General features: G+C 67.0%; 15 protein-coding genes. 8 read left to right on the top strand and 7 right to left on the bottom strand.

Annotation, left to right across the window (positions count from 1 at the left end; translation table 11 throughout):
- The first annotated feature begins 124 nt into the window (after positions 1-124).
- From CNE_RS24615 to CNE_RS24605, 3 genes are all read left to right on the top strand, one after another.
- Positions 125-2,398 carry an FdhF/YdeP family oxidoreductase gene (locus tag CNE_RS24615; RefSeq protein WP_013952999.1) on the top strand — a complete coding sequence of 758 codons (2,274 nt, stop codon included), beginning with the start codon at positions 125-127 and terminating at the stop codon, positions 2,396-2,398.
- A gap of 129 nt (positions 2,399-2,527) precedes the next feature.
- Positions 2,528-5,302, top strand: coding sequence for an ATP-dependent Clp protease ATP-binding subunit (locus CNE_RS24610; protein ID WP_013952998.1), 2,775 nt, complete (start codon positions 2,528-2,530; stop codon positions 5,300-5,302).
- A gap of 44 nt (positions 5,303-5,346) precedes the next feature.
- Positions 5,347-5,544 carry a hypothetical protein gene (locus CNE_RS24605; protein ID WP_013952997.1) on the top strand — a complete coding sequence of 66 codons (198 nt, stop codon included), beginning with the start codon at positions 5,347-5,349 and terminating at the stop codon, positions 5,542-5,544.
- Between the two features lie 65 nt (positions 5,545-5,609).
- Here the strand turns inward: CNE_RS24605 and CNE_RS24600 are convergent, their stop codons facing one another.
- Positions 5,610-6,515, bottom strand: a complete 906-nt coding sequence (locus CNE_RS24600; RefSeq protein ID WP_013952996.1) for an adenylate/guanylate cyclase domain-containing protein — start codon at positions 6,513-6,515, stop codon at positions 5,610-5,612.
- Between the two features lie 78 nt (positions 6,516-6,593).
- On the opposite strand from CNE_RS24600, the gene CNE_RS24595 reads away from it, so the two are divergent.
- The 5 genes from CNE_RS24595 to CNE_RS24575 all read left to right on the top strand — a co-directional run bounded on the left by CNE_RS24595 (position 6,594) and on the right by CNE_RS24575 (position 12,209).
- Entirely contained in the window at positions 6,594-7,514 is a 921-nt protein-coding gene (locus CNE_RS24595; RefSeq protein WP_238553091.1) for a hypothetical protein, read from the top strand.
- Positions 7,511-7,969, top strand: coding sequence for a (2Fe-2S)-binding protein (locus CNE_RS24590; protein WP_013952994.1), 459 nt, complete (start codon positions 7,511-7,513; stop codon positions 7,967-7,969). The genes CNE_RS24595 and CNE_RS24590 overlap by 4 nt, the downstream gene beginning before the upstream one ends.
- A 9-nt stretch (positions 7,970-7,978) precedes the next feature.
- Positions 7,979-10,153: a xanthine dehydrogenase family protein molybdopterin-binding subunit gene (locus tag CNE_RS24585; RefSeq protein ID WP_013952993.1), complete on the top strand. Its 2,175-nt coding sequence runs from the start codon at positions 7,979-7,981 to the stop codon at positions 10,151-10,153.
- Positions 10,154-10,608: 455 nt separating this feature from the next.
- Complete coding sequence (locus tag CNE_RS24580) at positions 10,609-11,157, top strand: helix-turn-helix transcriptional regulator (RefSeq protein WP_228772400.1); 549 nt, start codon at positions 10,609-10,611, stop codon at positions 11,155-11,157.
- 149 nt (positions 11,158-11,306) lie between these two features.
- Positions 11,307-12,209 (top strand): LysR family transcriptional regulator, encoded by a 903-nt coding sequence (locus CNE_RS24575; RefSeq protein ID WP_013952991.1) that lies wholly within the window; start codon positions 11,307-11,309, stop codon positions 12,207-12,209.
- Here CNE_RS24575 and CNE_RS24570 read toward each other — a convergent pair.
- From CNE_RS24570 to CNE_RS24545, 6 genes are all read right to left on the bottom strand, one after another.
- Positions 12,206-13,738, bottom strand: a complete 1,533-nt coding sequence (locus tag CNE_RS24570; RefSeq protein ID WP_013952990.1) for a class I adenylate-forming enzyme family protein — start codon at positions 13,736-13,738, stop codon at positions 12,206-12,208. The genes CNE_RS24575 and CNE_RS24570 overlap by 4 nt on opposite strands.
- Before the next feature lie 143 nt (positions 13,739-13,881).
- On the bottom strand, positions 13,882-15,180 hold the full coding sequence (locus CNE_RS24565) for a CaiB/BaiF CoA transferase family protein (RefSeq protein ID WP_013952989.1): 1,299 nt from the start codon (positions 15,178-15,180) through the stop codon (positions 13,882-13,884).
- 96 nt (positions 15,181-15,276) lie between these two features.
- Positions 15,277-16,434 (bottom strand): acyl-CoA dehydrogenase family protein, encoded by a 1,158-nt coding sequence (locus CNE_RS24560; protein ID WP_013952988.1) that lies wholly within the window; start codon positions 16,432-16,434, stop codon positions 15,277-15,279.
- A 52-nt stretch (positions 16,435-16,486) separates the two neighbouring features.
- Positions 16,487-17,473: a Bug family tripartite tricarboxylate transporter substrate binding protein gene (locus CNE_RS24555; RefSeq protein WP_013952987.1), complete on the bottom strand. Its 987-nt coding sequence runs from the start codon at positions 17,471-17,473 to the stop codon at positions 16,487-16,489.
- A gap of 119 nt (positions 17,474-17,592) precedes the next feature.
- A complete protein-coding gene (locus tag CNE_RS24550; protein ID WP_013952986.1) occupies positions 17,593-18,801 on the bottom strand; it encodes an acetyl-CoA C-acetyltransferase in 1,209 nt (402 codons plus the stop codon).
- 42 nt (positions 18,802-18,843) lie between these two features.
- Positions 18,844-20,148, bottom strand: a complete 1,305-nt coding sequence (locus CNE_RS24545; protein WP_013952985.1) for an acetyl-CoA hydrolase/transferase family protein — start codon at positions 20,146-20,148, stop codon at positions 18,844-18,846.
- Between the last annotated feature and the right edge of the window lie 219 nt (positions 20,149-20,367).

The following is a 20,367-nucleotide window of genomic DNA, read 5'->3' as shown; positions in this document are numbered from 1 at the left end:
GCCTGCCCTCACCCCCGGCCCCTCTCCCGCAAGCGGGAGAGGGGAGCAAACCGGCGGCAGGAACAGCACGCGTGACTAACCCCAACGCCGTCACCAGCAACCTGGCGCGGCACAAGGAGCAAACATGGCCAATCGACGCGAAGTGCCTGGTATCCGGAAGTACGACGGTCCCGCCGGCGGCTGGGGTGCGCTGAAGGCAACCGCCACGGCGATCCGGACGCAGATGGATACCGTCAAGGCGCCGATCACGCTGATGCGGACCAACCAGCCTGACGGCTTCGATTGCCCCGGCTGCGCATGGCCCGACAAGGAGCACCGGTCGACCTTCCAGTTCTGCGAGAACGGCGCCAAGGCCGTGACGTGGGAGGCAACCACCAAACGGGTGCCCCCCGAGTTCTTTGCAGCCAATACCGTGTCGTCGCTGTTGAACCGCACGGACTACGAGCTCGAGGACTTTGGCCGGCTGACGCATCCCCTGGTCTACGACCGCGCCACCGACACCTTCCGCGCGGTGGAGTGGGAGGCAGCCTTCGCCCGCATCGGCGAGATCCTGCGCGGGCTGACGCCGGACCAGGTCGAGTTCTATACCTCGGGCAGGGCCTCCAACGAGGCCGCCTACCTGTACCAGCTGTTCGCGCGGGAATATGGCACGAACAATTTCCCCGATTGCTCGAACATGTGCCACGAGCCCACCAGCGTGGGCTTGCCGCGCTCGATCGGTATCGGCAAGGGCACGGTGTCGCTGGATGACTTTGACACGTGCGAGCTGATTATTTCGATCGGCCACAACCCGGGCACCAACCACCCGCGGATGATGGGGACCTTGCATGAGGCCTCGCGCCGCAAGGTGCCGATCCTGGTGTTCAACCCGCTGCGCGAGCGGGCGCTTGAGCGCTTCGCTGACCCGCAGAACATGGTGGAGATGGCCACCTATGGCTCCACCCGGATTGCGTCGTCCTACTTCCTGGTCCGCGCCGGTGGCGACGCTGCCGCCATAAAAGGGGTGATGAAGGCGCTGCTGGACCTGGAGGCCAGCCAGGGCAATGTGCTGGACCACGACTTCATCGCGGTCCACACCGAGGGCTTTGAGGCGCTGGCCGACGATCTGCGGTCGACCGAATGGGCGGATATCGAAAAGACCTGTGGCCTGACCCGCGCGGACCTGGAGCTGGTGGCGGCGGCCTATGCCAAATCGAATGCCACCATCGTCACCTACGGCATGGGCGTGACCCAGCACAACGAAGGCACGGCCAATGTGCGCCTGCTGTGCGACCTGCTGATGCTGCGAGGCAACTTCGGCAAGCCCGGCGCCGGCATCTGCCCCTTGCGCGGCCACTCCAATGTGCAGGGGAACCGGACTGTCGGCATTACCGAGAAGCCGTCGGCCGGCTTCCTGCAGCGGATCGAGGACACCTTCGGCTTCAGCCCGCCCGCCGGACACGGGCACGATGCCGTCAACGCGATGCAGGCGATGATCGACGGCAAGTCCAGGGCGCTGTTCTGCCTGGGCGGGAACTTCGCGGTCGCCTTGCCTGACCCCGAGCAGTGCTTCCCCGCCATGGGCAAGCTCGACCTGAGCGTGCATGTCGGGACCAAGCTCAATCGCACCCACTTGCTGGTGGCCAAGGAGACCTATGTGCTGCCTTGCCTGGGCCGCACCGAACTGGATGTGCAGGAGACCGGGCCGCAATCGGTGACGGTGGAGGATTCGATGTCGATGGTGCATGCGTCGGCCGGCAAGCTCGCGCCGGCGTCCGAGTTCCTGCGCTCCGAGCCGGCCATCGTGGCGGGCATGGCCACCGCGACCCTGCCTGACAGCAAGGTGCCATGGCTGGAACTGGTTGCCGACTACGACAGGATCCGCGACCTGATCGAGAAGACGGTGCCCGGCTTTGAGGACTTCAACACGCGCGTGCGGGTCCCTGGCGGATTCCGCATGCCCTTGCCGCCAACCGAGCGCAAATGGGAAACGCCGTCGGGCAAGGCCGAGTTCTACGTGTTCAAGGGGTTGCATGAAGACAAGGAAGTCCTTGCCGACGATGTCCTGCGGCTGGTGACGATCCGTAGCCATGACCAGTACAACACCACCATCTATGCCATGGACGACCGCTACCGGGGCGTGTTCGGGCGGCGCGACGTGCTGTTCATGAACCCAGCCGACCTGGCCGCGCGCGGCCTGGAGCATGGCGACCTGGTCGACATCGAGACCATCGCTGCGGGCCGGCAGCTGCGTTTCGAGAAGATCACTGCGATTGAATATGAAATTGCGCCCGGCTCCGTCGCCGCCTACTATCCGGAGGCAAATAGGCTGGTGCCGCTCGACTACATCGACGAGGACAGCGGCACCCCGTCCTACAAGTCAGTGCCCGTGCGCGTGGTGCGTTCGGAGGTGACGTAATGGCAGGCCAGCCCACCATCACGTAAGCACGGCTCATGCCCGCTTTTTAGCGCCGCTGCGCGCGGCCCTGAGCGCGCGCAACGTCCCCCTGTTGAAGCAATGTGACCTACCTGTGGAGGAAAGTCCATCATGCCGACCCTATGCGAAATCTGCAACGCACGTCCCGCCGTGGCACGGGTGACCGTGGTTCAGGACGGCGAGCGCAAGACGATGTCGATCTGCGACTACGACTACCGGCAGCTGCTGCGCCACCAGGACATGCTCAACCCGTTCGACTCCCTGCTGGGTGGCGGCGGCCTGTCCCGCTTCTTCCGCGGAATGGGAGGCGGGATGGATGACGACGAGCATCCCGGGTACTCCACCGAAGTTCCGCGCGAATCCGTCGACCCCACCGATGCCTTCAGCGAGCAGACCATGGAGCTGCTGCAGCGCGCCGCGGAGAAGGCCCACGAGCTGCGGCGCAATGAACTCGATACCGAGCACCTGCTCTACGTGCTCGCCGATACCGATGTCTGCACGGCGCTGCTCAAGGAGCTCAAACTCTCGCCGCAGGACATCAAGGGCTATATCGACGAGCATGCGCAGACCGGAACCGCCGAACCCGACGCGGCCATCGACCGGATGACGATCTCGCCGCGGCTGAAGAAGGCCTTCCAGTTTGCCTTCCAGGCCTCGCGCGACCTGGGGCATTCCTACGTTGGACCCGAGCACCTGCTGATCGGCCTGGCCTCGGTGCCGGACAGTATTGCCGGGACGCTGCTGAAAAAATACGGCGTGACCCCCGAGGCGCTGCGCCAGAAGGTGGTGAAGGTGGTCGGCAAAGGCGCTGAAGACGGCCGCGTCGACACGCCGACCGGCACGCCCACGCTGGACAAGTTCGGGCGCGACCTGACCGCGATTGCGCGGCAGGGCAAGCTCGATCCGGTGCTGGGCCGTGCGCAGGAGATCGAGAGCACGATCGAAGTGCTGGCGCGGCGCAAGAAGAACAACCCGGTGCTGATCGGCGAGCCAGGCGTGGGCAAGACCGCCATCGTGGAAGGCCTGGCGCAGCGCATCGTCAATGGCGATGTGCCGGAGGTGCTGCGCGGCAAGCGTCTGGTTGAGGTGAACATCAATTCGATGGTCGCCGGGGCCAAGTACCGCGGCGAGTTCGAGGAGCGTGCCAAGCAGCTGATCGATGAGGTCACGGCCAAGAACGACGAACTGATCCTGTTTATCGACGAACTGCACACCATCGTCGGCGCGGGGCAGGGCGGCGGCGAGGGCGGGCTCGATATCGCCAACGTGCTCAAGCCCGCGCTGGCGCGCGGGGAACTGAGCCTGATCGGCGCCACCACGCTGAACGAATACCAGAAATACATCGAGAAAGACGCGGCGCTGGAGCGGCGCTTCCAGCCGGTGCTGGTGCCGGAGCCGACTGTCGAGCAGACCATCGTCATCCTGCGCGGCCTGCGCGACAAGCTTGAGGCGCACCACCAGGTCACCTTCGCCGACGACGCCTTTGTCGCCGCGGCGGAACTGTCGGACCGCTACATCACCTCGCGCTTCCTGCCGGACAAGGCCATCGACCTGATCGACCAGGCCGCGGCGCGCGTGCGCATCGGCGCCACCTCGCGCCCCGCGGATATCCAGGAACTGGAGGCCGAGATCGCCCAGCTCAAGCGCGAGCAGGACTATGCGTCGTCGCGCAAGCGCTTTGACGAGGCCAAGGGCTTCGAGGACCGCATCAACGACAAGCAGAAGCGGCTTGATGAGCTGACCGAGGCATGGCAGCGCAAGACCGGGTCGGAGACCCTGGAGGTGACAGTCGCGGCCATTGCCGAAGTGGTGTCGCGCCTGACCGGCATCCCGGTGACCGACCTGACCCAGGAAGAGCGCCAGAAGCTGCTTAAGATGGAAGCGCGGCTGCGCGAGCGGGTGGTGGGGCAGGAGGACGCGGTGGTCGCGGTCAGCGACGCGGTGCGCTTGTCGCGTGCGGGCCTGGGCCAGGCCAACCGCCCGATCGCGACTTTCCTCTTCCTCGGGCCGACCGGCGTCGGCAAGACCGAGCTGGCCAAGGCCCTGGCGGAAACCGTGTTCGGCGACGAGCAGGCCATCATCCGCATCGACATGTCCGAGTACATGGAGCGCCATGCGGTGGCCCGGCTGATCGGCGCGCCCCCGGGCTATGTCGGTTACGACGAAGGCGGGCAGCTGACCGAGCGCGTGCGGCGCAAGCCCTATAGCGTGATCCTGTTGGATGAAATCGAGAAGGCCCACCCGGACGTGAACAACGTGCTGCTGCAGGTCTTCGATGATGGCCGCTTGACCGACGGCAAGGGCCGCGTGGTGGACTTCAGCAACACCGTCATCATCGCCACCAGCAACCTGGGCGCGCCGATCATCATGGATAACCTGGAGCAGCCCGAGGACAAGCGCATGCCTGAGAAGGACTTGCGCGAGGCGCTGATGAAGGTGCTGAAGGGACACTTCCGGCCCGAGTTCCTGAACCGCATCGACGACATCATCGTGTTCCATGCGCTGTCGCGCGAGAACATCCGCGCGATCGTGCAGATCCAGCTGGAGCGCGTGGTGCGCACCGCCGCCGCGCAGGACATCACGGTCAAGCTCGACGATGACCTGGTCGATCATCTGGTCGAGGTGGGCTACCAGCCTGAGTTCGGTGCGCGGGAGCTGCGGCGCCAGATCCGCCAGTCGGTCGAGACCGGTCTGGCCAAGGAGATTCTCGGCGACAAGCTGAAATCCGGCGACAGCGTCGAGCTCGGCTACGACAAGGCAAGCGACGCCGTGGTCTTCAGGAAGATGGAAGCCGTCCAGAAGCCGAAGGCAGGCAAAGCAGCGGCCAAGGGCGCTGCACCCAAGCAGGCGGATAGCACCGTCGCGGCAGGAGACTCCAGCGCTTGAGCGCACGAGCCAGGGCAATCACGACTTTCGTGGGAGATTCGCAAATGCAGGAGTACGACTTTTACATCAATCTGCTGAAACCGACGCTGGGGCTCTATGTGCGCAAGGGGGCAGGGCTTCAGGACCTCGCCGACGCAAAGGAGTGGCAACTTGAAGGGACGGTTCCGGAAAGCGCATTGCCACCCGGTATGTTGAAGGGGCTGGAAGCCAACGGGCACGCCTTTCAGGAGCTGGGCGGGTAACCCGCCACGCGCGGCCGCGGCCTGTTCCGATGGGTTGCGGCCGCACGGCTTCCTTCCTGCCAGCATCACTTCTCGTCGACAAAGAACTCGATACCCTCGTCGATGCATTCTTTCGGCTGGGCAAAGGTAATCCAGCCATGACCCCTGAGCGTGATTTCGTCACGGCGCAGGATGAGCGCGTTTTCGCCATCGATCTTCACGTGGGTGCCGTTCGAGCTTCTGTCGATCAGGACAAAGCGGCCGCCGCGCGGCTCCACCGTGGCCTGGAATCTCGACACCTGCCGGTCCGTGACCACAATGCTCATGGTCGTGTCCCGGCCAATGGTGACAGGCGGCGAGGCGGTGTTCATTTCGAAGACGGTTCCCCGATACCGTAGCGAGAGCAATGCCGAACGGGCCAATGCGAGATCCACCGGGGCCACCAGGGTCAGGTCGATGCTCTGCTGCCAGATCGCTTCATACAGCTCGATCACCTGGTGCTTGCCGCGCACCTGTATCGGATACAGGTAGCGTGTCATCTGGCGCAGCCCCGCGGACAGTTGCTCAACCGCGTTCTTGCTGGTGATGATCTGGCCCCGCGACGCGAGGCTGGCCAGTCGGGCGGCAAGGTTCACGGTGTCGCCGAACAGGTCGCCGGATTCGTCCGACAGGATCGGACCATGGTGGAAGCCGATATGAATTGCCAGCGGTGCGCCGATGATCGGCGGCAGCCCGGCGACGGCCTCCTGCATGTCCAGTGCCGCCCGCATCGCATTCTCCGCCGCGGGAAACAGCACCATGATTTCGTCACCGATGGTCTTGACCACCCGTCCTTGCGCGGCCGCGGAGTGGGACTTCATCAGCGCGAGGCACTGGCGGATTGCGCCAAGCGCCACGGCATCGCCGGCCTGCTCGTAGAGTCTGGTGCTGTCGCAGACGTCCGCGAACATCACCGATCCATCGGACGCGTCTTGTCGCGAATCTTGATCCATATGCATCACAGGCCGTTTGGTCGGAGCGCGCCATGCCCTTCAATCGGCAGTGCGCTTCGTCTGCATGATAGAACTTCATTGCGACATTGCAGCACTGGTGACCATCTCGAAAAAGTGCTGCTTGCCGATCCGGGCACCTCGATCCTCTCCTGCCGTTTCGCCTTGCCAGGGATCGCATCAGGCACTACAACGATCAAGCACGCCGACGACGGTGAAGGAGGAGGCCCCATGATGCATCACGCCCGCAACCCTCTCGTCGCCGCCACTCGCCAGCTTTTGGCGGGCTCCGTCCTGACGCTTCCGGCGCTCGCCTTTGCTGCCGGGCCCGGCGGAGCCTTCCAGCCCACGCAGGTTTCCGCCACGCCCGACCGCAACGCCGGGCTGCAGGCCTTCGCGCAGATCGAACGTGTGCTGCTGCATGCCCGCTGCCTGAATTGCCACGTGCCCGACGGCCCGCTGCAGGGCGATGCGAAACGGGTGCACTTTCCACCGGTGCAGCGTGGCGCCGACGGCAAAGGCGTGCCGCCACTGCAATGCGCCACCTGCCATGCCACCCAGAACAGTCCGCTCGCGCATGCGCCGCCCGGGCTCGATACCGACGGCCAGCCGGGCTGGCACATGCCGCCAGCGAAGATGAAGATGTCATGGTTGGGCCTGTCCGGGCCGGCGCTGTGCAAGGTCTTGCGCGACACCAGGACCAACGGCGGCCGCTCGCTGGCGATGCTCGAAGAACACATGGTGACCGACCACCTAGTGGCTTGGGGCTGGCAACCGGGGCCGGGGCGCGAATTGCCGCCGCTGGACAAGCCCGCGTTCGACGAGCAGGTGCGCCAGTGGATACGCAATGGTGCGCCGTGCGATACGCGCGAGCCGCTGCGTACCTCTGCCGGGCCCACGCGCGCCGCCGCCGACGAAGCCTTGCTGAAGAACCTGCGCGCCATCGCCGGATCGGGCGCCTTGACCCAGACGACGGGCACGAGCAACGGGAGCCAGCCATGATCTCCTTTCAACTGAACGGCAAGACCCAGCAGGTTGACGTGCCCGGCGACACGCCGGTGCTGTGGGTGCTGCGCGACACGCTGGGCCTGACCGGCACCAAGTTCGGCTGCGGCATCGCGGTGTGCGGCGCGTGCACGGTCCATGTCGATGGCCAGCAGCGCCGCGCGTGCGTGACGCCGGTGTCCTCCATCGCCGGCCGGCAGCTCACCACGATCGAGGGCATCGGCGAGGACCCGGTGGGGCGCGCGGTCGAAGAGGCCTGGGTGCGCAACGACGTCACGCAGTGCGGCTATTGCCAGAGCGGCCAGGTCATGTCGGCGGTGGCGCTGCTCAAGGTCAACCGGCGCCCGACCGATGCCGACATCGAACAGGCCATGAGCGCCAACCTGTGCCGCTGCGGCACCTACGCGCGCATCCATGCCGCGGTCAAGGATGCAGCCAAGGCCATCGGCTGAGGAGATGCCATGAGACTCATGCAGCAGGCAAGCGGCGGCATCGACCGGCGGACCTTCCTGAAACTGAGCGTCGGCTCAGGCTTCGCGCTCTGTGCCGTTCCGCTTGGCGCGCAGACGGAGGCGGCCGCGCAGCCCAAGGCGCCGGTGCAGCCGTCGGCCTTCGTCAGTATCGATGCCGACGGCACGGTGATGGTCACGATCGGCAAGCTTGAATTCGGGCAGGGCGTGCAGACGGCACTGCCGATGCTGGTGGCCGAGGAACTGGACGCGGACTGGAGCAAGGTGCGCTGCCAGCTGGCCCCGGCCGGCGAGGCCTATAAGGATCCGGTGTTCCATATCCAGATGGTCGGTGGCTCGACCAGCATGAAGAACTCGTGGACGCAGTATCGAGAGGTCGGCGCACGCATGCGCGCCATGCTGCTCGGGGCGGCCGCCAGGCGCTTCGGGGTGCCGGCCGGGCAGCTGAAGGCCGAGGCCGGCGTGGTGACCGCGCCCGACGGCCGCCGAGCCACGTACGGCGAGCTGGCCGCCGCGGCCCTGGCCGAGCCGGTGCCGGCGAGCGTGCAGCTGAAATCGCCGCAGCAGTTCAGGCTCATCGGCAAGCCCACCGGCCGGCTCGATGCGCGCGACAAGTCCACCGGCAGGCAGCAGTTCGGCATCGACATGGCGCTGCCCGGCACGCGCACCGTGGTCATGGTGCATCCGCCGGTGTTCGGCGCCAGGGTCGCGCGCTTCGACCCCGCGCGTGCCAAGGCCATCGCCGGCGTGGAAGAGGTCTACCAGGTGCCACTGGCCGGCGGCGCGACAGGGTTGGCGATCGTGGCCAATGGGTTCTGGCCGGCGCGCACGGCGCGCGAGGTGCTGCAGGTGGAATGGGACACCAGCGGTGTCGAGAAGCCGGACAGCGACGCACTGCTGGCGCGCTACCGCGAACTGGTCACCCGGCCCGGCGTGCAGGCCAGGGCGGCGGACACTTCGGCGCTTGCCACCGCACCACACAAGCTTACCGCAGAGTATGTCTTTCCCTACCTGGCGCACACGCCGATGGAGCCGCTCAACTGCACCATCGACTTTCGCGGCAACCAGTGCACGGTGTGGGCCGGCTCGCAGTTCCAGACTGTCGACCAGGCCAACGTCGCAGCCGTGCTCGGCCTGAAGCCGGAACAGGTGACGTTCAACACCATGATGGCCGGCGGCGGCTTCGGCCGGCGTGCCGTGCCCACGTCCGACTACCTGTTTGAGGCCGCCCAGGTGGCCAAGGCGCGCTATGCGGCCGGCCGGCGCGAGCCGATCAAGATGATCTGGACGCGCGAAGACGACGTGCGCGGCGGCTACTACCGCCCGATGCACCTGCACCGCGTTGAAATCGGCCACGACGGCAAGGGCAAGGTGCTGGCCTGGAAGCACGTGATCGTCGGCCAGTCCATAACCAGCGGCACCCCGTTCGAGTCCTTCACCGTGAAGAACGGGGTCGACTCGACCATGGTCGAGGGTGTGAGCGACAGTGCTTATCCGTTCCCGATCGCGCTCGAGATCCATCATCCCAAGGTCAATGTTCCGGTGCTGTGGTGGCGCTCGGTGGGGCACACGCACACGGCCTATGTGATGGAGACCCTGGTCGATGAACTGGCGCGCGCTGGCGGGATCGATCCGGTGGCGTACCGCCGCACGCTGCTGCGTGAGCACAAGCGTCACCTGGCGGCACTGGACCTGGCGGTCGAGCGCTCGGGCTACGGCAAACGGCGCCTCGCGGGCGGGCGGGCCTGGGGCGTGGCGGTGCATGAATCGTTCGACACCGTGGTCGCGTATATCGTCGAGGTCTCGATGCGCGGCAATCAGCCGGTGGTGCACCGGGTCACTGCGGCCGTCCACTGCAACATGCCGATCAATCCGCGCACGGTCGAGGCGCAGGTCCAGGGCGGCATGATGATGGGGCTGGGCACCACGCTGCCCGGCGCGCAGATCACGCTGAAGGATGGCGTGGTCCAGCAAGCGAACTGGAACGACTACCGGCTCGCCACGCATGCGGACATGCCGCCGCAGATCGCGGTGCATATCGTGCCGTCGGCCGACCCGCCGACCGGCATTGGCGAGACCGCGGTGCCGCCGATCGCGCCGGCACTGGCTAACGCCGTCGCGGCGCTCACCGGCAAGCGGCATCGCAGCCTGCCGTTCACCGCGTGATCTTCGAGCAAGTCGGTATGGCCAGCGTGGGGCTCCCCTCTCTCCCGCAAGGGGGAGAGGGGAGCCCCCAGACCGCTAGCCAACGGTTTTCGGTGCGCCAAAGCCGCCCGAACTAGCCTAAGCAAGGTGTTCTCCCTCTCCCCTCATGGGGAGAGGGCCGGGGTGAGGGGTGGTTTAGCTGGGAACCACATCAAGCGGGGCCTTCGGTTTTATCCAGCACAACGCCCGTTGAAGGCCCAACCCTCTCCCGCAAGCGGGAGAGGGAGCAAACACCCCGGCAGTGCAAGTGTCCATCGTGCACCAACGGCCATGCGGCGGCGGTGAACGGTGCATTCGGAAATGGCAGAGGCGGGCAATCCAATTAGCGGCGATCATGCAGCCTGATCCTGTCCGCATCCCGAGCCACCATGCACGTCCATCTGCAGTCCCACATGCACGTCAGCCTGCAGCAGCTGTTGCTGGCCTTCCCGCTGTCGGTCTCTACGGCCCACGGCAGGCTGGTGCTCAGGCGCCGCGGCTATGAGCGTCTGCTGCTGCCGGGCCAGCAGCTCACCATCGAACCGTTTGAAACCTTTGCGCTGCACCTGGATGGCAGCAGCACTCAGCCGGCCGCGTGCACCCTCGAAATCCAGCGCATGATCCCTGCGGCGCAGCAGGAATGCCTGCACCACCGCATCTGCAAGCGAGTTTTCCTGCAACCGCATTACGCCTGGAATGCTGCGTTTATCGCGGAACGGCTGGGCATGTCCACGGCACAGCTACGCCGCCTGCTGTTTTCGCAGGGCACGGCGCTGACCGACCTGTGCCGCACGCAACGGCTGATGCGGTTGCTGTTCGAGGTCATGGCCGGTGATGCCGGCATTGGCGATGCCCGGCGGCGAGTCGGCTGGCCAGCCAGCAGTGATCTGGACTGCGCTTTCTACGATCGCTTCGGCTTATCGATGGAGGCTGCCAGGCGGTTGGCGGTGGTGCGCGCGGCGCAGCGGCAGCGCTCGGTCGCCTGACTAGTTCCCAAAAATCTACCTGACGTTCGCAAGCATCCGGGATCAGGTCCCCGATGCGAGGGTGCCGGCCCCTGCAAATTGCGCGCGCCAGAGTGTACTGAGCGCCGCGCTTTGCGAGATAATCCGGCCCTACGCTGCGGAATGATGTCATGCGCTTTGATCTGGTCGACCTGAAACTGTTCACGCATATTGCGGAGGCCCAGAGCCTGACCGGCGGTGCGCAACGCTCACACCTGTCGCTGGCCGCGGCCAGCACGCGCATCAAGAACCTCGAGGAACACGTCGGCGTCAAGCTGCTGAGCCGCAGCAGCCAGGGCGTGAAGGTGACCGGGGCGGGGGAGACCCTGCTCGCCCATGCGCGCCGCGTGCTGCGCCAGCTGGAGCAGCTGAGCGGCGATCTGCAGGAATACGCGGCGGGCGTGAAAGGCCATGTGCGCGTGTTCGCCAACACCACCGCAATGAGCGAGTTCCTGCCGGCGGTGCTGCGCACTTATCTCGTCAGCCATCCGGACGTGACCATCGACATGCACGAGCGCTTGAGCCCGGATATCGTGCGCGCGGTGCAGGAGGGTATGGTGGACATCGGCATCATTGCCGGCAACGTGCGCACGGAAGGGCTGGAGGTGATGCCTTACCGGCGCGACCGCCTGGTGCTGGCCACCGCGCTGAGCCATCCGCTGGCCGAGCGCGGCAGCGTGGATTTCATCGATACGCTGGACTATGACTTCATCGGTCTGCCCGAGGCCAGCGCGATCCACAATTTCCTGATGCGGGCCGCGGCCGACCTGCAGCGCACGCTGCGCTGGCGCGTGCAGGTCAGCAACTTCGAGACCGCGTGCCGGATGATCGAGGCCAATGTCGGCGTCGGCGTGTTGCCGGAGACTACCGCCAGCCGCCATGCGAAGACGATGGCGCTGCGCATCGTCCAGCTCAACGATGAATGGGCCGAGCGCAAGCTGCAGGTATGCGTGGCCGACCTCGGCGCCTTGCCGCTGTTTGCGCGCAAGCTGGTGGACCTGCTGGTCGAGGACGGCCTGGGGCGCCAGGACTAGGGCTTGTCCGCCAGCATCTGCCGAAGCTGGTGCTTCAGTAGCTTACCGCTGGCCGTGGTGGGGATCGAGGCCACGCGCAGGATCCGCTCCGGGCGCTTGTACGGCGACAGGCGGTCGACCAGGTAGTCGTGCAGGGCCTGCGCGTCGAATTTCTCGCCATCCCTGATCTCGACGAAGGCGATCACTTCCTCGTTGCCGTCCACGGTGGGATGTCCGATGACGGCCGACACGCGCACGGACGGATGCGTGTTGATGACCGATTCGACTTCGATCGGGTAGACATTGAAGCCCGAGCGGATGATCAGGTCCTTGGTGCGGCCGACGATGAACAGCGCGCCGTCGGGGTCCAGCCGGCCGATGTCGCCGGTGTTGAGCCAGCCGTCGGGCCGCAGGGCCTCGGCGCTCAGGTCCGGTGCGCGGTAGTAGCCGCGCATCACGCCGGGCCCCCTGATCCATAGCTCGCCGGGTTCCCCCTGCGGTATCGGCTTGCCCTCCGGCCCAACCACCCGCAGTTCTGCGCCTTCGACGATCTCGCCCGCCGAGCAGTCGGTGCGCGGCCGGTCCATGCGGGTCACAAACAGCGACCCCGCATATTCGGTCATGCCGTAGCCATGGTGCAGCGGCTGGCCGAACATCGCCTCGACGTCGTGCTTGAGCGTCGGATCAAGCGGCCCGCCGCCGGTGTAGAGATAGCGCAGCCGCGGCGAAGGCTGCAGGGGCGCTCCCGTTGCCCGCACATGGGCGAGGATGCGGTTGAACATCGTCGGCACGCCCTGCAGCAGCGTGATCGCACCCTGCCGGATCGCAGCGGTGACGTCCGCGGCATTGAAGCGCGCGCTCAGGTACAGGCTGGCGCCGGCCTGCAGGGTCGAGACCAGCAGCGTCCCCAAGCCGAAGATATGCGACATGGGCATGACTGCATAGGCGCAGTCGTCTGCCTGCATGCGGCGCGACGCCACCGTGACCCGCGCAAAGTGCAGCAGGCCCCGGTGGGTGACCATCACCCCCTTGGGCTGTCCGGTGGTGCCTGAGGTGTAGATCAACGCGGCGACGTCACGCGCCAGCGCTTCAGGCTCGCGCTCGCCGGCCTCGTCGACAGCGCCTGCCATCAGCGGGCCGAGGCCGGCCGGGGCAATCTCCCTGGCCCGGTAGCGCACGCCGTGCCGCAGGGCATCGGGCGACACCGCGTGGGTGAACAGCATCAGGCGCGGCTGGCAGTGGGCGCGGATCACCTCGATTTCCCGCTCCGACAGGCGGGCGTTGACGACGACCGGCCACGCGCCCAGTTCTGACAAGGCGAACACCAGCGTGATCACTGCCAGGCAGTTCTCGGCCGTGATCAGCACCCGATCGCCGGTGCCGACGCCCTGCGCTTGCAGGTAGCGCTGCGCATCCTCGATGCCCGCCCACAGCTGCGCATAGGTGGTGGTCCGACCTTCCTCGAAGACGGCCACATGGCCGGGGGTCTCGGCGGCCCAGTGGCGTGGGATGTCGCTGATCCGTGGTGGGGTGTCTCGGTCCGGTGGCATCTCGCGGGAATCCTTGTGCTGGAAAAACCGTTCGGCAAGGCGGCGTGCCAGCCGAACGGCGCCAGTGTATGTGTGCCCGTTGCACGGTGCAATCGGTAATCGGCAAAGGCGGATTTCTTGCCTGCCGAAAGCCGCCTGGCCGCTTACACCACGCGCCTGGCGCGCAGTGCTTCCAGCTGCTGCGGGCTCAGCTTCAGGTACTCGCGCAGCACCTCGTCGGTGTGCTGGCCCAGGGCGGGCGGGGCATAGCGCAGCGTCGGGGGCGTCTCCGACAGGCGCAGCGGGCTGGCCGCGGTGACCACCTGGTTCACGGACTCGCCTGCGGGCGGCTGGGCTCCCGGATAGCGCTCTTGCTCGACGCGCAGGCCACGGTGCTGCACATGTGGGTCGGCGTGGGCCTGGGCGATGTTGTTGATGGGGCCGCAAGGCACGGAATTGGCTTCCAGCAGCGTGACCCATTCCGCCGTTGACCGGGTGCGCGTGAGCTCCATCATCATTGCGATCAGCGTCTTGCGGTTGTTGACGCGGCCGGTGTTGGTGGCATAGCGTTCGTCGCGCGCCCAGTCCACGCCCGCGGCGTCGCAGAAGCGTGCGAACTGCCCGTCGTTGCCGATGGCCAGCAGCATATTGCCGTCGGCGGTCGGGAAGTCCTGGTAGGGCACCACGCTGGGGTGGATATTGCCCTGGCGCCGGGGCACGTCGCCGGCGTTCAGGAAGCCCGCGCCCTGGTTGGCCAGCACTGCCATCGCCACATCCAGCAGGGCGATGTCGATATGCTGGCCGCGGCCGGTGAAATGGCGTGCTTCCAGCGCGCTCAGGATCGCGGTGGTGGCATACATGCCGGTGAACAGGTCGATCACGGCCACGCCCACCTTCATCGGGCCGCCGCCGGGCTCGCCGTCGGCGTGGCCGGTGATGCTCATCAGGCCGCTCATGGCCTGGATCAGCAGATCGTAGCCGGGCCGCGCCGCGTAGGGACCGGTGTGGCCAAACCCCGTGACCGAGCAATAGATCAGGCGCGGGTTGAGCGCGCTCAGGCTGTCATAGTCCAGCCCGTAGCGCTTGAGGCCGCCGGTCTTGAAGTTCTCCACCACCACATCGCTCTGCCGGGCCAGTTCGCGGATCAGCTCCTGCCCCTCCGGCGTGGCCATGTCCACCGTGACCGAGCGCTTGTTGCGGTTGGCGGCGGTGAAATAGCAAGCCTGCCGGGTCGGCGCGCCGGCCTCGTCAGCGAGGAACGGGGGCCCCCAGTGGCGCGTATCGTCGCCTTCGCCGGGTTTCTCGATCTTGATCACGTCGGCGCCCATGTCCGCCAGGTTCTGGGTGGACCACGGCCCGGCCAGCACGCGCGAGAGGTCAAGCACCCGCAGGTGGCTCAGGGCGCCGGTGCGGGGGGAGGGGGGAGGAAGGCCAGTGGCCGGCGTAGCGGTGGAATCTGTCATGTCAGGTCAGGCGGTCTCAAGGCAGGCTGCCTATCCTGGGGGCGGGCAGCGTTGCGCGTGGGCTTGGGTCAGGCGTCCTGGAACGGGGCGCGGTTCTTACGCGCCGCGGGCTTCACGGATCATGTTGCGCGCAATGATGACCTGCTGGATCTGCGTGGTGCCCTCATACAGGCGGAACAGGCGCACATCGCGGTAGAAGCGCTCGATGCCGAACTCGGAAATATAGCCGGAACCGCCAAGGATCTGCACCGCGCGGTCCGCCACGCGGCCCACCATCTCGGTGGCGAACATCTTGCAGCACGAGGCCTCGGTGGAGACGTTCTTGCCTTCGTCGCGGCGGCGCGCGGCGTCGATCACCATGCATTCGGCGGCATAAAGCTCGGCCTGGCTGTCCGCCAGCATGGCCTGGATCAGCTGGAACTCGCAGATCGGCTGGCCGAACTGCTGGCGCTCCAATGCGTAGTTCAGCGCGTCGCGCAGCACGCGCCTGGCCACCCCGACGCTGACCGCCGCAATGTGCAGCCGGCCCTTGTCGAGCACCTTCATCGCCGTCTTGAAGCCCTGGCCTTCCTTCAGGCCGATCAGGTTGGCCGCCGGTACGCGCACGTTGTCGAAGATCACGTCACAGGTGTGCGCGCCTTTCTGCCCCATCTTCACGTCGCGCTTGCCGAAGCTGATGCCCGGTGTCTTGGCATCGACGATAAATGCAGAGACGCCGGCCGAGCCCTTGATTTCAGGGTTGGTACGCGCCATCAGCGTGAACATGCCGGCCTGCGGCGCATTGGTGATAAAGCGCTTGGTGCCGTTGACCACGTAGTGGTCGCCATCCCTGACCGCGGTGGTGCGCAGCGAACCGGCGTCCGAGCCGGCTTCCGGTTCGGTCAGGGCAAAGGAGGCCAAGATCTCGCCGGTGGCCAGGCGGGGCAGCCACGCGGCCTGCTGCTCCGGCGTGCCGTCCATCAGGATGCCCTGCGAGCCGATGCCCACGGTGGTGCCCAGCAGCGAGCGGAAGGCCGGCGAGGTCTGACACAGCTCCATGACCACGCGCACCTCCTCTTCCATGGTCAGCTCCAGGCCGCCAAAACGCTCGGGGATGGTCATGCCGAACAGGCCCATCTCGCGCATGTCCTGCACGATGTCCTGCGGGATTTCGTCGGTCTCGGCGACCAGCGCCTCGGCGGGAACCAGGCGTTCGCGCACAAAGCGGCGCACGCTGTCGAGCAGGGCTTCGAGGATGTCGTTATCGCGGATCATGTCAGTTCTTCCTGGATGTCGGGTCGGTGTCGGTTCGAGGGTGGCGGGGCCATCAGTCCAGCGTCACGCCCTTGAGCACGCTGGCCCACTGCGTGCGCTCGCGCGCGGCGGTGTTCACGACGTCCTGCGTGGTGCCGCTCCACTGTTCGTAGCCCAGTTCGGCATAGCGCTTCCTGAGCTCCGCGTCTTCCACGGCCTGCCGCACTGCCGCGGCCAGCTTCTGGGTCTGCTCGGGGGTTACGCCCTTGGGGGCGTAGATGGCGTACCAGCCGCCGGCTTCATAGTCCTTGAGGCCGGCAATCCCGGATTCGCGGAAGGTGGGCACGCCGGGCAGCGATGCGCTGCGCTTGGGCGAGCCCACGGCGATGGGCTTGACCTTGCCGCTCTGCACATAGCCGCTGGCGGTGCTGATGATGTCGAACATCACGTCGATCTGGCCGCCGATGGTGTCGGTCATGGCCGGGGCATTGCCCTTGTAGGGAATATGGTTCAGCTCGACCTGTGCCTGCCGGGCGAACAAGGCCATGGCGACGTGGTTGGAGCTGCCCACGCCCGAAGAGCCGTAGCTGAGCTTGCCAGGATGCGCCTTGGCGTAGGCAACCAGGTCCTGGGTGCCCTTGAACGGCTCTTTGACGTTGGCCACCAGCATGTTGTAATAGCGCGCCACCGGTGCCACCGGGGCGAGGTCCTTCGCCGGGTCGTACGGCAGGCTCTTCATGATGTTGGGCGCGACCGTCAGCGCCGCGCTGGCGGCGAACCACAGCGTGGCGCCATCGGGCTTGGCGCGGACCACTTCATAGCCGGCCAGCGTGGCATTGGCGCCGGGCTTGTTGTCGACGATGACGTTGGCGTTGAGCGCCTTGCCCAACGCCACCGCAAACAGGCGCGCGGCCTGGTCGGCAGGGCCGCCGGCCGCGTAGCCGACCACGAGGCGCACCGGCTGGCCGTTGGGCTGCGCCGAGGCAGGGGGAGTGGCCAGAGTTGCGCCGCACAGGGCCAGGGCGGCCAGCATGGCGTGACGGCGTGAGATGGAAATCAAGATACTTCTCCTACGTAAAGCAAAGAGCCGATGGCAAAAGCCGAAAAGCAAAAGGCAAAAGGCGGGCGCAGCCCCCGCCGTCGCGCACGGGGGCTGTACGGCGAATGCAGTGGGTTTTCTCAGTAGCGTTCGAAGACCGCGGCAATACCCTGGCCGCCGCCGATGCACATGGTTTCCAGGCCATAGCGGCCGCCGCGGCGCTGCAGTTCGTGCAGCAGCGTGGCCAGGATGCGCACGCCGGTGGCGCCGATCGGATGGCCAAGCGAGATGCCCGAGCCGTTCACGTTGAGCTTCTGCTCGATCGCGTCCTGGTCATGCCATTCCCAGCCCTTGAGCACGGCCAGCACCTGGCAGGCGAAGGCTTCGTTCAGCTCGACCAGGTCCATCCGGTCCAGCGTCAGGTTCAGGCGCGCCAGCAGCTTCTTCACCGCGGGCACCGGGCCGATGCCCATGTGCGAGGGCTCGCAGCCAGCCGCCGCCCAGCCCACCAGCGAGGCCATGGGGGTGAGGCCCAATTCGGCCAGCTTGTCTTCGGCCACGATCAGGCACGCGGCCGAGGCGTCGTTCTGCTGGCTGGCGTTGCCGGCGGTGACGGTACCGTTCGGCATCAGCGTGCGCAGCTTGCCCAGGCTTTCACGCGTGGTTTCCGGGCGGAAACCTTCGTCGCGCGCGAACCGCACCGGATCGCCCTTGCGCTGGGGCACCTGCACGGGGACGACCTCGGCATCGAAGCGGCCGGCCTCCCAGGCTGCCGCGGCGCGTGCGTGGCTGCGGGCGGCGAAGACATCGGCCGCTTCGCGGCTGATGCCGTAGTCGCGCGCCAGGTTCTCGGCCGTCTCGATCATCCCGGAGATCTTGCCGAAGCGCTCGACCGGCTGGGAGCGTTCACGGCCGCGGTCGAGGCGGTCGAAGAAGCGCACATTGCCCGAGCGCGCGCCCCAGCGCATGTCGGTGGTGTAGTACTCGATATTGCTCATGCTCTCGACGCCGCCCGCGATCACCACGTCGGCGGCGCCGCTTTGCACCATCATCGAGGCCGTGACGATGGCCTGCAGGCCGCCGCCGCAGCGGCGGTCCAGCTGCATGCCCGGCACTTCGACCGGCAGGCCGGCCTGCAGCGCGGCCCAGCGGCCGACGCAGGGCACTTCGCTGTTGGCGTAGGACTGGGCAAAGACCACGTCATCGATACGCGCGGGATCGATGCCGCTGCGTTCCACCACGGCGCGCACGGCGGTGGCGGCCAGCTCCTCCACGGGCACCGGGCGCAGGCTGCCGCCGAAGGTGCCGACGGGCGTGCGGAGGGGAGTGACGATTGCAGCTCTGCGCATGGAAGTCTCCTTGGAACTCTGTGTTGGGGGTGAGCAAATAAGTCAGTCGGTCAGCGTGTGCCCGGGAAGGGCCACGAAGGCCGCGCCACACTGGCGCAGCATGACGTGGGCCTGGTGCTCCAGGTCCTCGCGGTGTTCGGGGGCGGCAATGTCCAGCATGCGGCGCACGCGCTGCGACAGCGTCTGGCCGCGCAGGTCGGCCACGCCGTGCTCGGTGACGATCAGGCCCGCATCCGAGCGGGGCGTGCTGACCGGGCCGGACAACTGCGCCACGATGCGGCTCGCGCCCTTGGCGGTCGCCGGCAGCGCGACGATGGGCAGGCCGCCGCGGCTGCGCGCGGCGCCGCGCAGGAAGTCCACGGCACCGCCGACGGCGCCGACATAGACGCCGGCGGCGACTTCGGCGTTCACCTGGCCGGTGAGGTCGACCTCGATGGCGGAGTTGATGGCGGTCAGCTTGTCGACGCTGGCCAGCACCTCGGGGTGATGGGTATAGGCGGTCTCGCGCAGCTGCAGTTGCGGATTGCGGTGCGCCCAGCGCCGCAGCCGTTCGCTGCCCATCAGGATGCCGGCAATGCCCACGCCCGTATCGATGCTCTTGCGTGCGTTGGTCAGCACCCCGGCTTCGGCCAGTGCCGCAATGCCGTCGCCGATCGCGCCACTGTGCAGCCCCAGGTCGCGGTGGCCATGCAGCGCAGCCACCACGGCCTCAGGGAGGTTGCCGATGCCCATCTGCAGGGTGGCGCCATCCTCCACCCAGCCGGCGATGTGGCGTGCAATCGCCTGTTCGGCCGGCCCGGGCGCGCTGCGGTCAAGGCTGATGGGCGGGTGCAGCGCTTCGACCTGCAGGTCGATATCGTCCGCGGTCAGGTAGCGGCTGCCGTGGGTCCACGGCACCTCCGGGTTCACCTCGGCGATGATGACGCGGGCGCGGTCGAGCGCCGCGGGGAGGTATTCATGCACCAGTCCCAGGCTGTGGCGCCCCTGCTCGTCGGCGGGCGAGACCTGCACCAGCGCCACGTCCGCCCGCAGCGTGCCCTGGCGGATCAGCCCGGGCAGGTGCGAATAGTGGCTGGGCACGATGTCCAGCACGCCGGCCCTGGCCAGTTGCCGGTGCGGACCGCTGGCGGCGTAGCCGAAGAAGTCGAGCACGTCGGCCTGGGCCGGCTGCAGGGTGTCTGACTGCCCGATGCCGACAAAGACACTGAGCCGTCCGCCCTGGGCGATGGCGTGGCGGTGTTCCACCAGCGCGCGCGTCAGCGTCAGCGGCTCGGCGGTGGCCTGCCCCCACCAGATATGGTCTCCGGGGCGGATCAGGGCTTTCAGGCGGGAGGCGAGGGTGTGCATGTCCACGGGGCAGCGGTCAGTCGGCGCATGCGCCAGATAGCCCGGAGCATGTCTCCAAAGCGGGGTTTGCGCTATTTGACAATGCCAATGGCGGACTTTGGCGAAAGCGAAAGGCCTTGACCGTCGCGGGGACTTAACCCCGGTGGAAGGCGCGCTTTCGGAAAGGCTGATTGTCCAACTGGCCGAACGCCGCGACTATTGCGGCTATCACAAGGAGGC

It is taken from the genome of Cupriavidus necator N-1 (assembly GCF_000219215.1).
Classification (GTDB): domain Bacteria; phylum Pseudomonadota; class Gammaproteobacteria; order Burkholderiales; family Burkholderiaceae; genus Cupriavidus; species Cupriavidus necator.
This window is presented reverse-complemented; position numbering and strand designations above follow the sequence as displayed.

Coding starts and splice junctions, on each gene's coding strand:
- CNE_RS24600 (WP_013952996.1), bottom strand. CDS start 6,515: ATGGATCAAGATTCGCGACAAGACGCGTCCGATGGATCGGTGATGTTC.
- CNE_RS24570 (WP_013952990.1), bottom strand. CDS start 13,738: ATGCCACCGGACCGAGACACCCCACCACGGATCAGCGACATCCCACGC.
- CNE_RS24585 (WP_013952993.1), top strand. CDS start 7,979: ATGAGACTCATGCAGCAGGCAAGCGGCGGCATCGACCGGCGGACCTTC.
- CNE_RS24550 (WP_013952986.1), bottom strand. CDS start 18,801: ATGCGCAGAGCTGCAATCGTCACTCCCCTCCGCACGCCCGTCGGCACC.
- CNE_RS24565 (WP_013952989.1), bottom strand. CDS start 15,180: ATGACAGATTCCACCGCTACGCCGGCCACTGGCCTTCCTCCCCCCTCC.
- CNE_RS24560 (WP_013952988.1), bottom strand. CDS start 16,434: ATGATCCGCGATAACGACATCCTCGAAGCCCTGCTCGACAGCGTGCGC.
- CNE_RS24545 (WP_013952985.1), bottom strand. CDS start 20,148: ATGCACACCCTCGCCTCCCGCCTGAAAGCCCTGATCCGCCCCGGAGAC.
- CNE_RS24615 (WP_013952999.1), top strand. CDS start 125: ATGGCCAATCGACGCGAAGTGCCTGGTATCCGGAAGTACGACGGTCCC.
- CNE_RS24575 (WP_013952991.1), top strand. CDS start 11,307: ATGCGCTTTGATCTGGTCGACCTGAAACTGTTCACGCATATTGCGGAG.
- CNE_RS24590 (WP_013952994.1), top strand. CDS start 7,511: ATGATCTCCTTTCAACTGAACGGCAAGACCCAGCAGGTTGACGTGCCC.
- CNE_RS24605 (WP_013952997.1), top strand. CDS start 5,347: ATGCAGGAGTACGACTTTTACATCAATCTGCTGAAACCGACGCTGGGG.
- CNE_RS24610 (WP_013952998.1), top strand. CDS start 2,528: ATGCCGACCCTATGCGAAATCTGCAACGCACGTCCCGCCGTGGCACGG.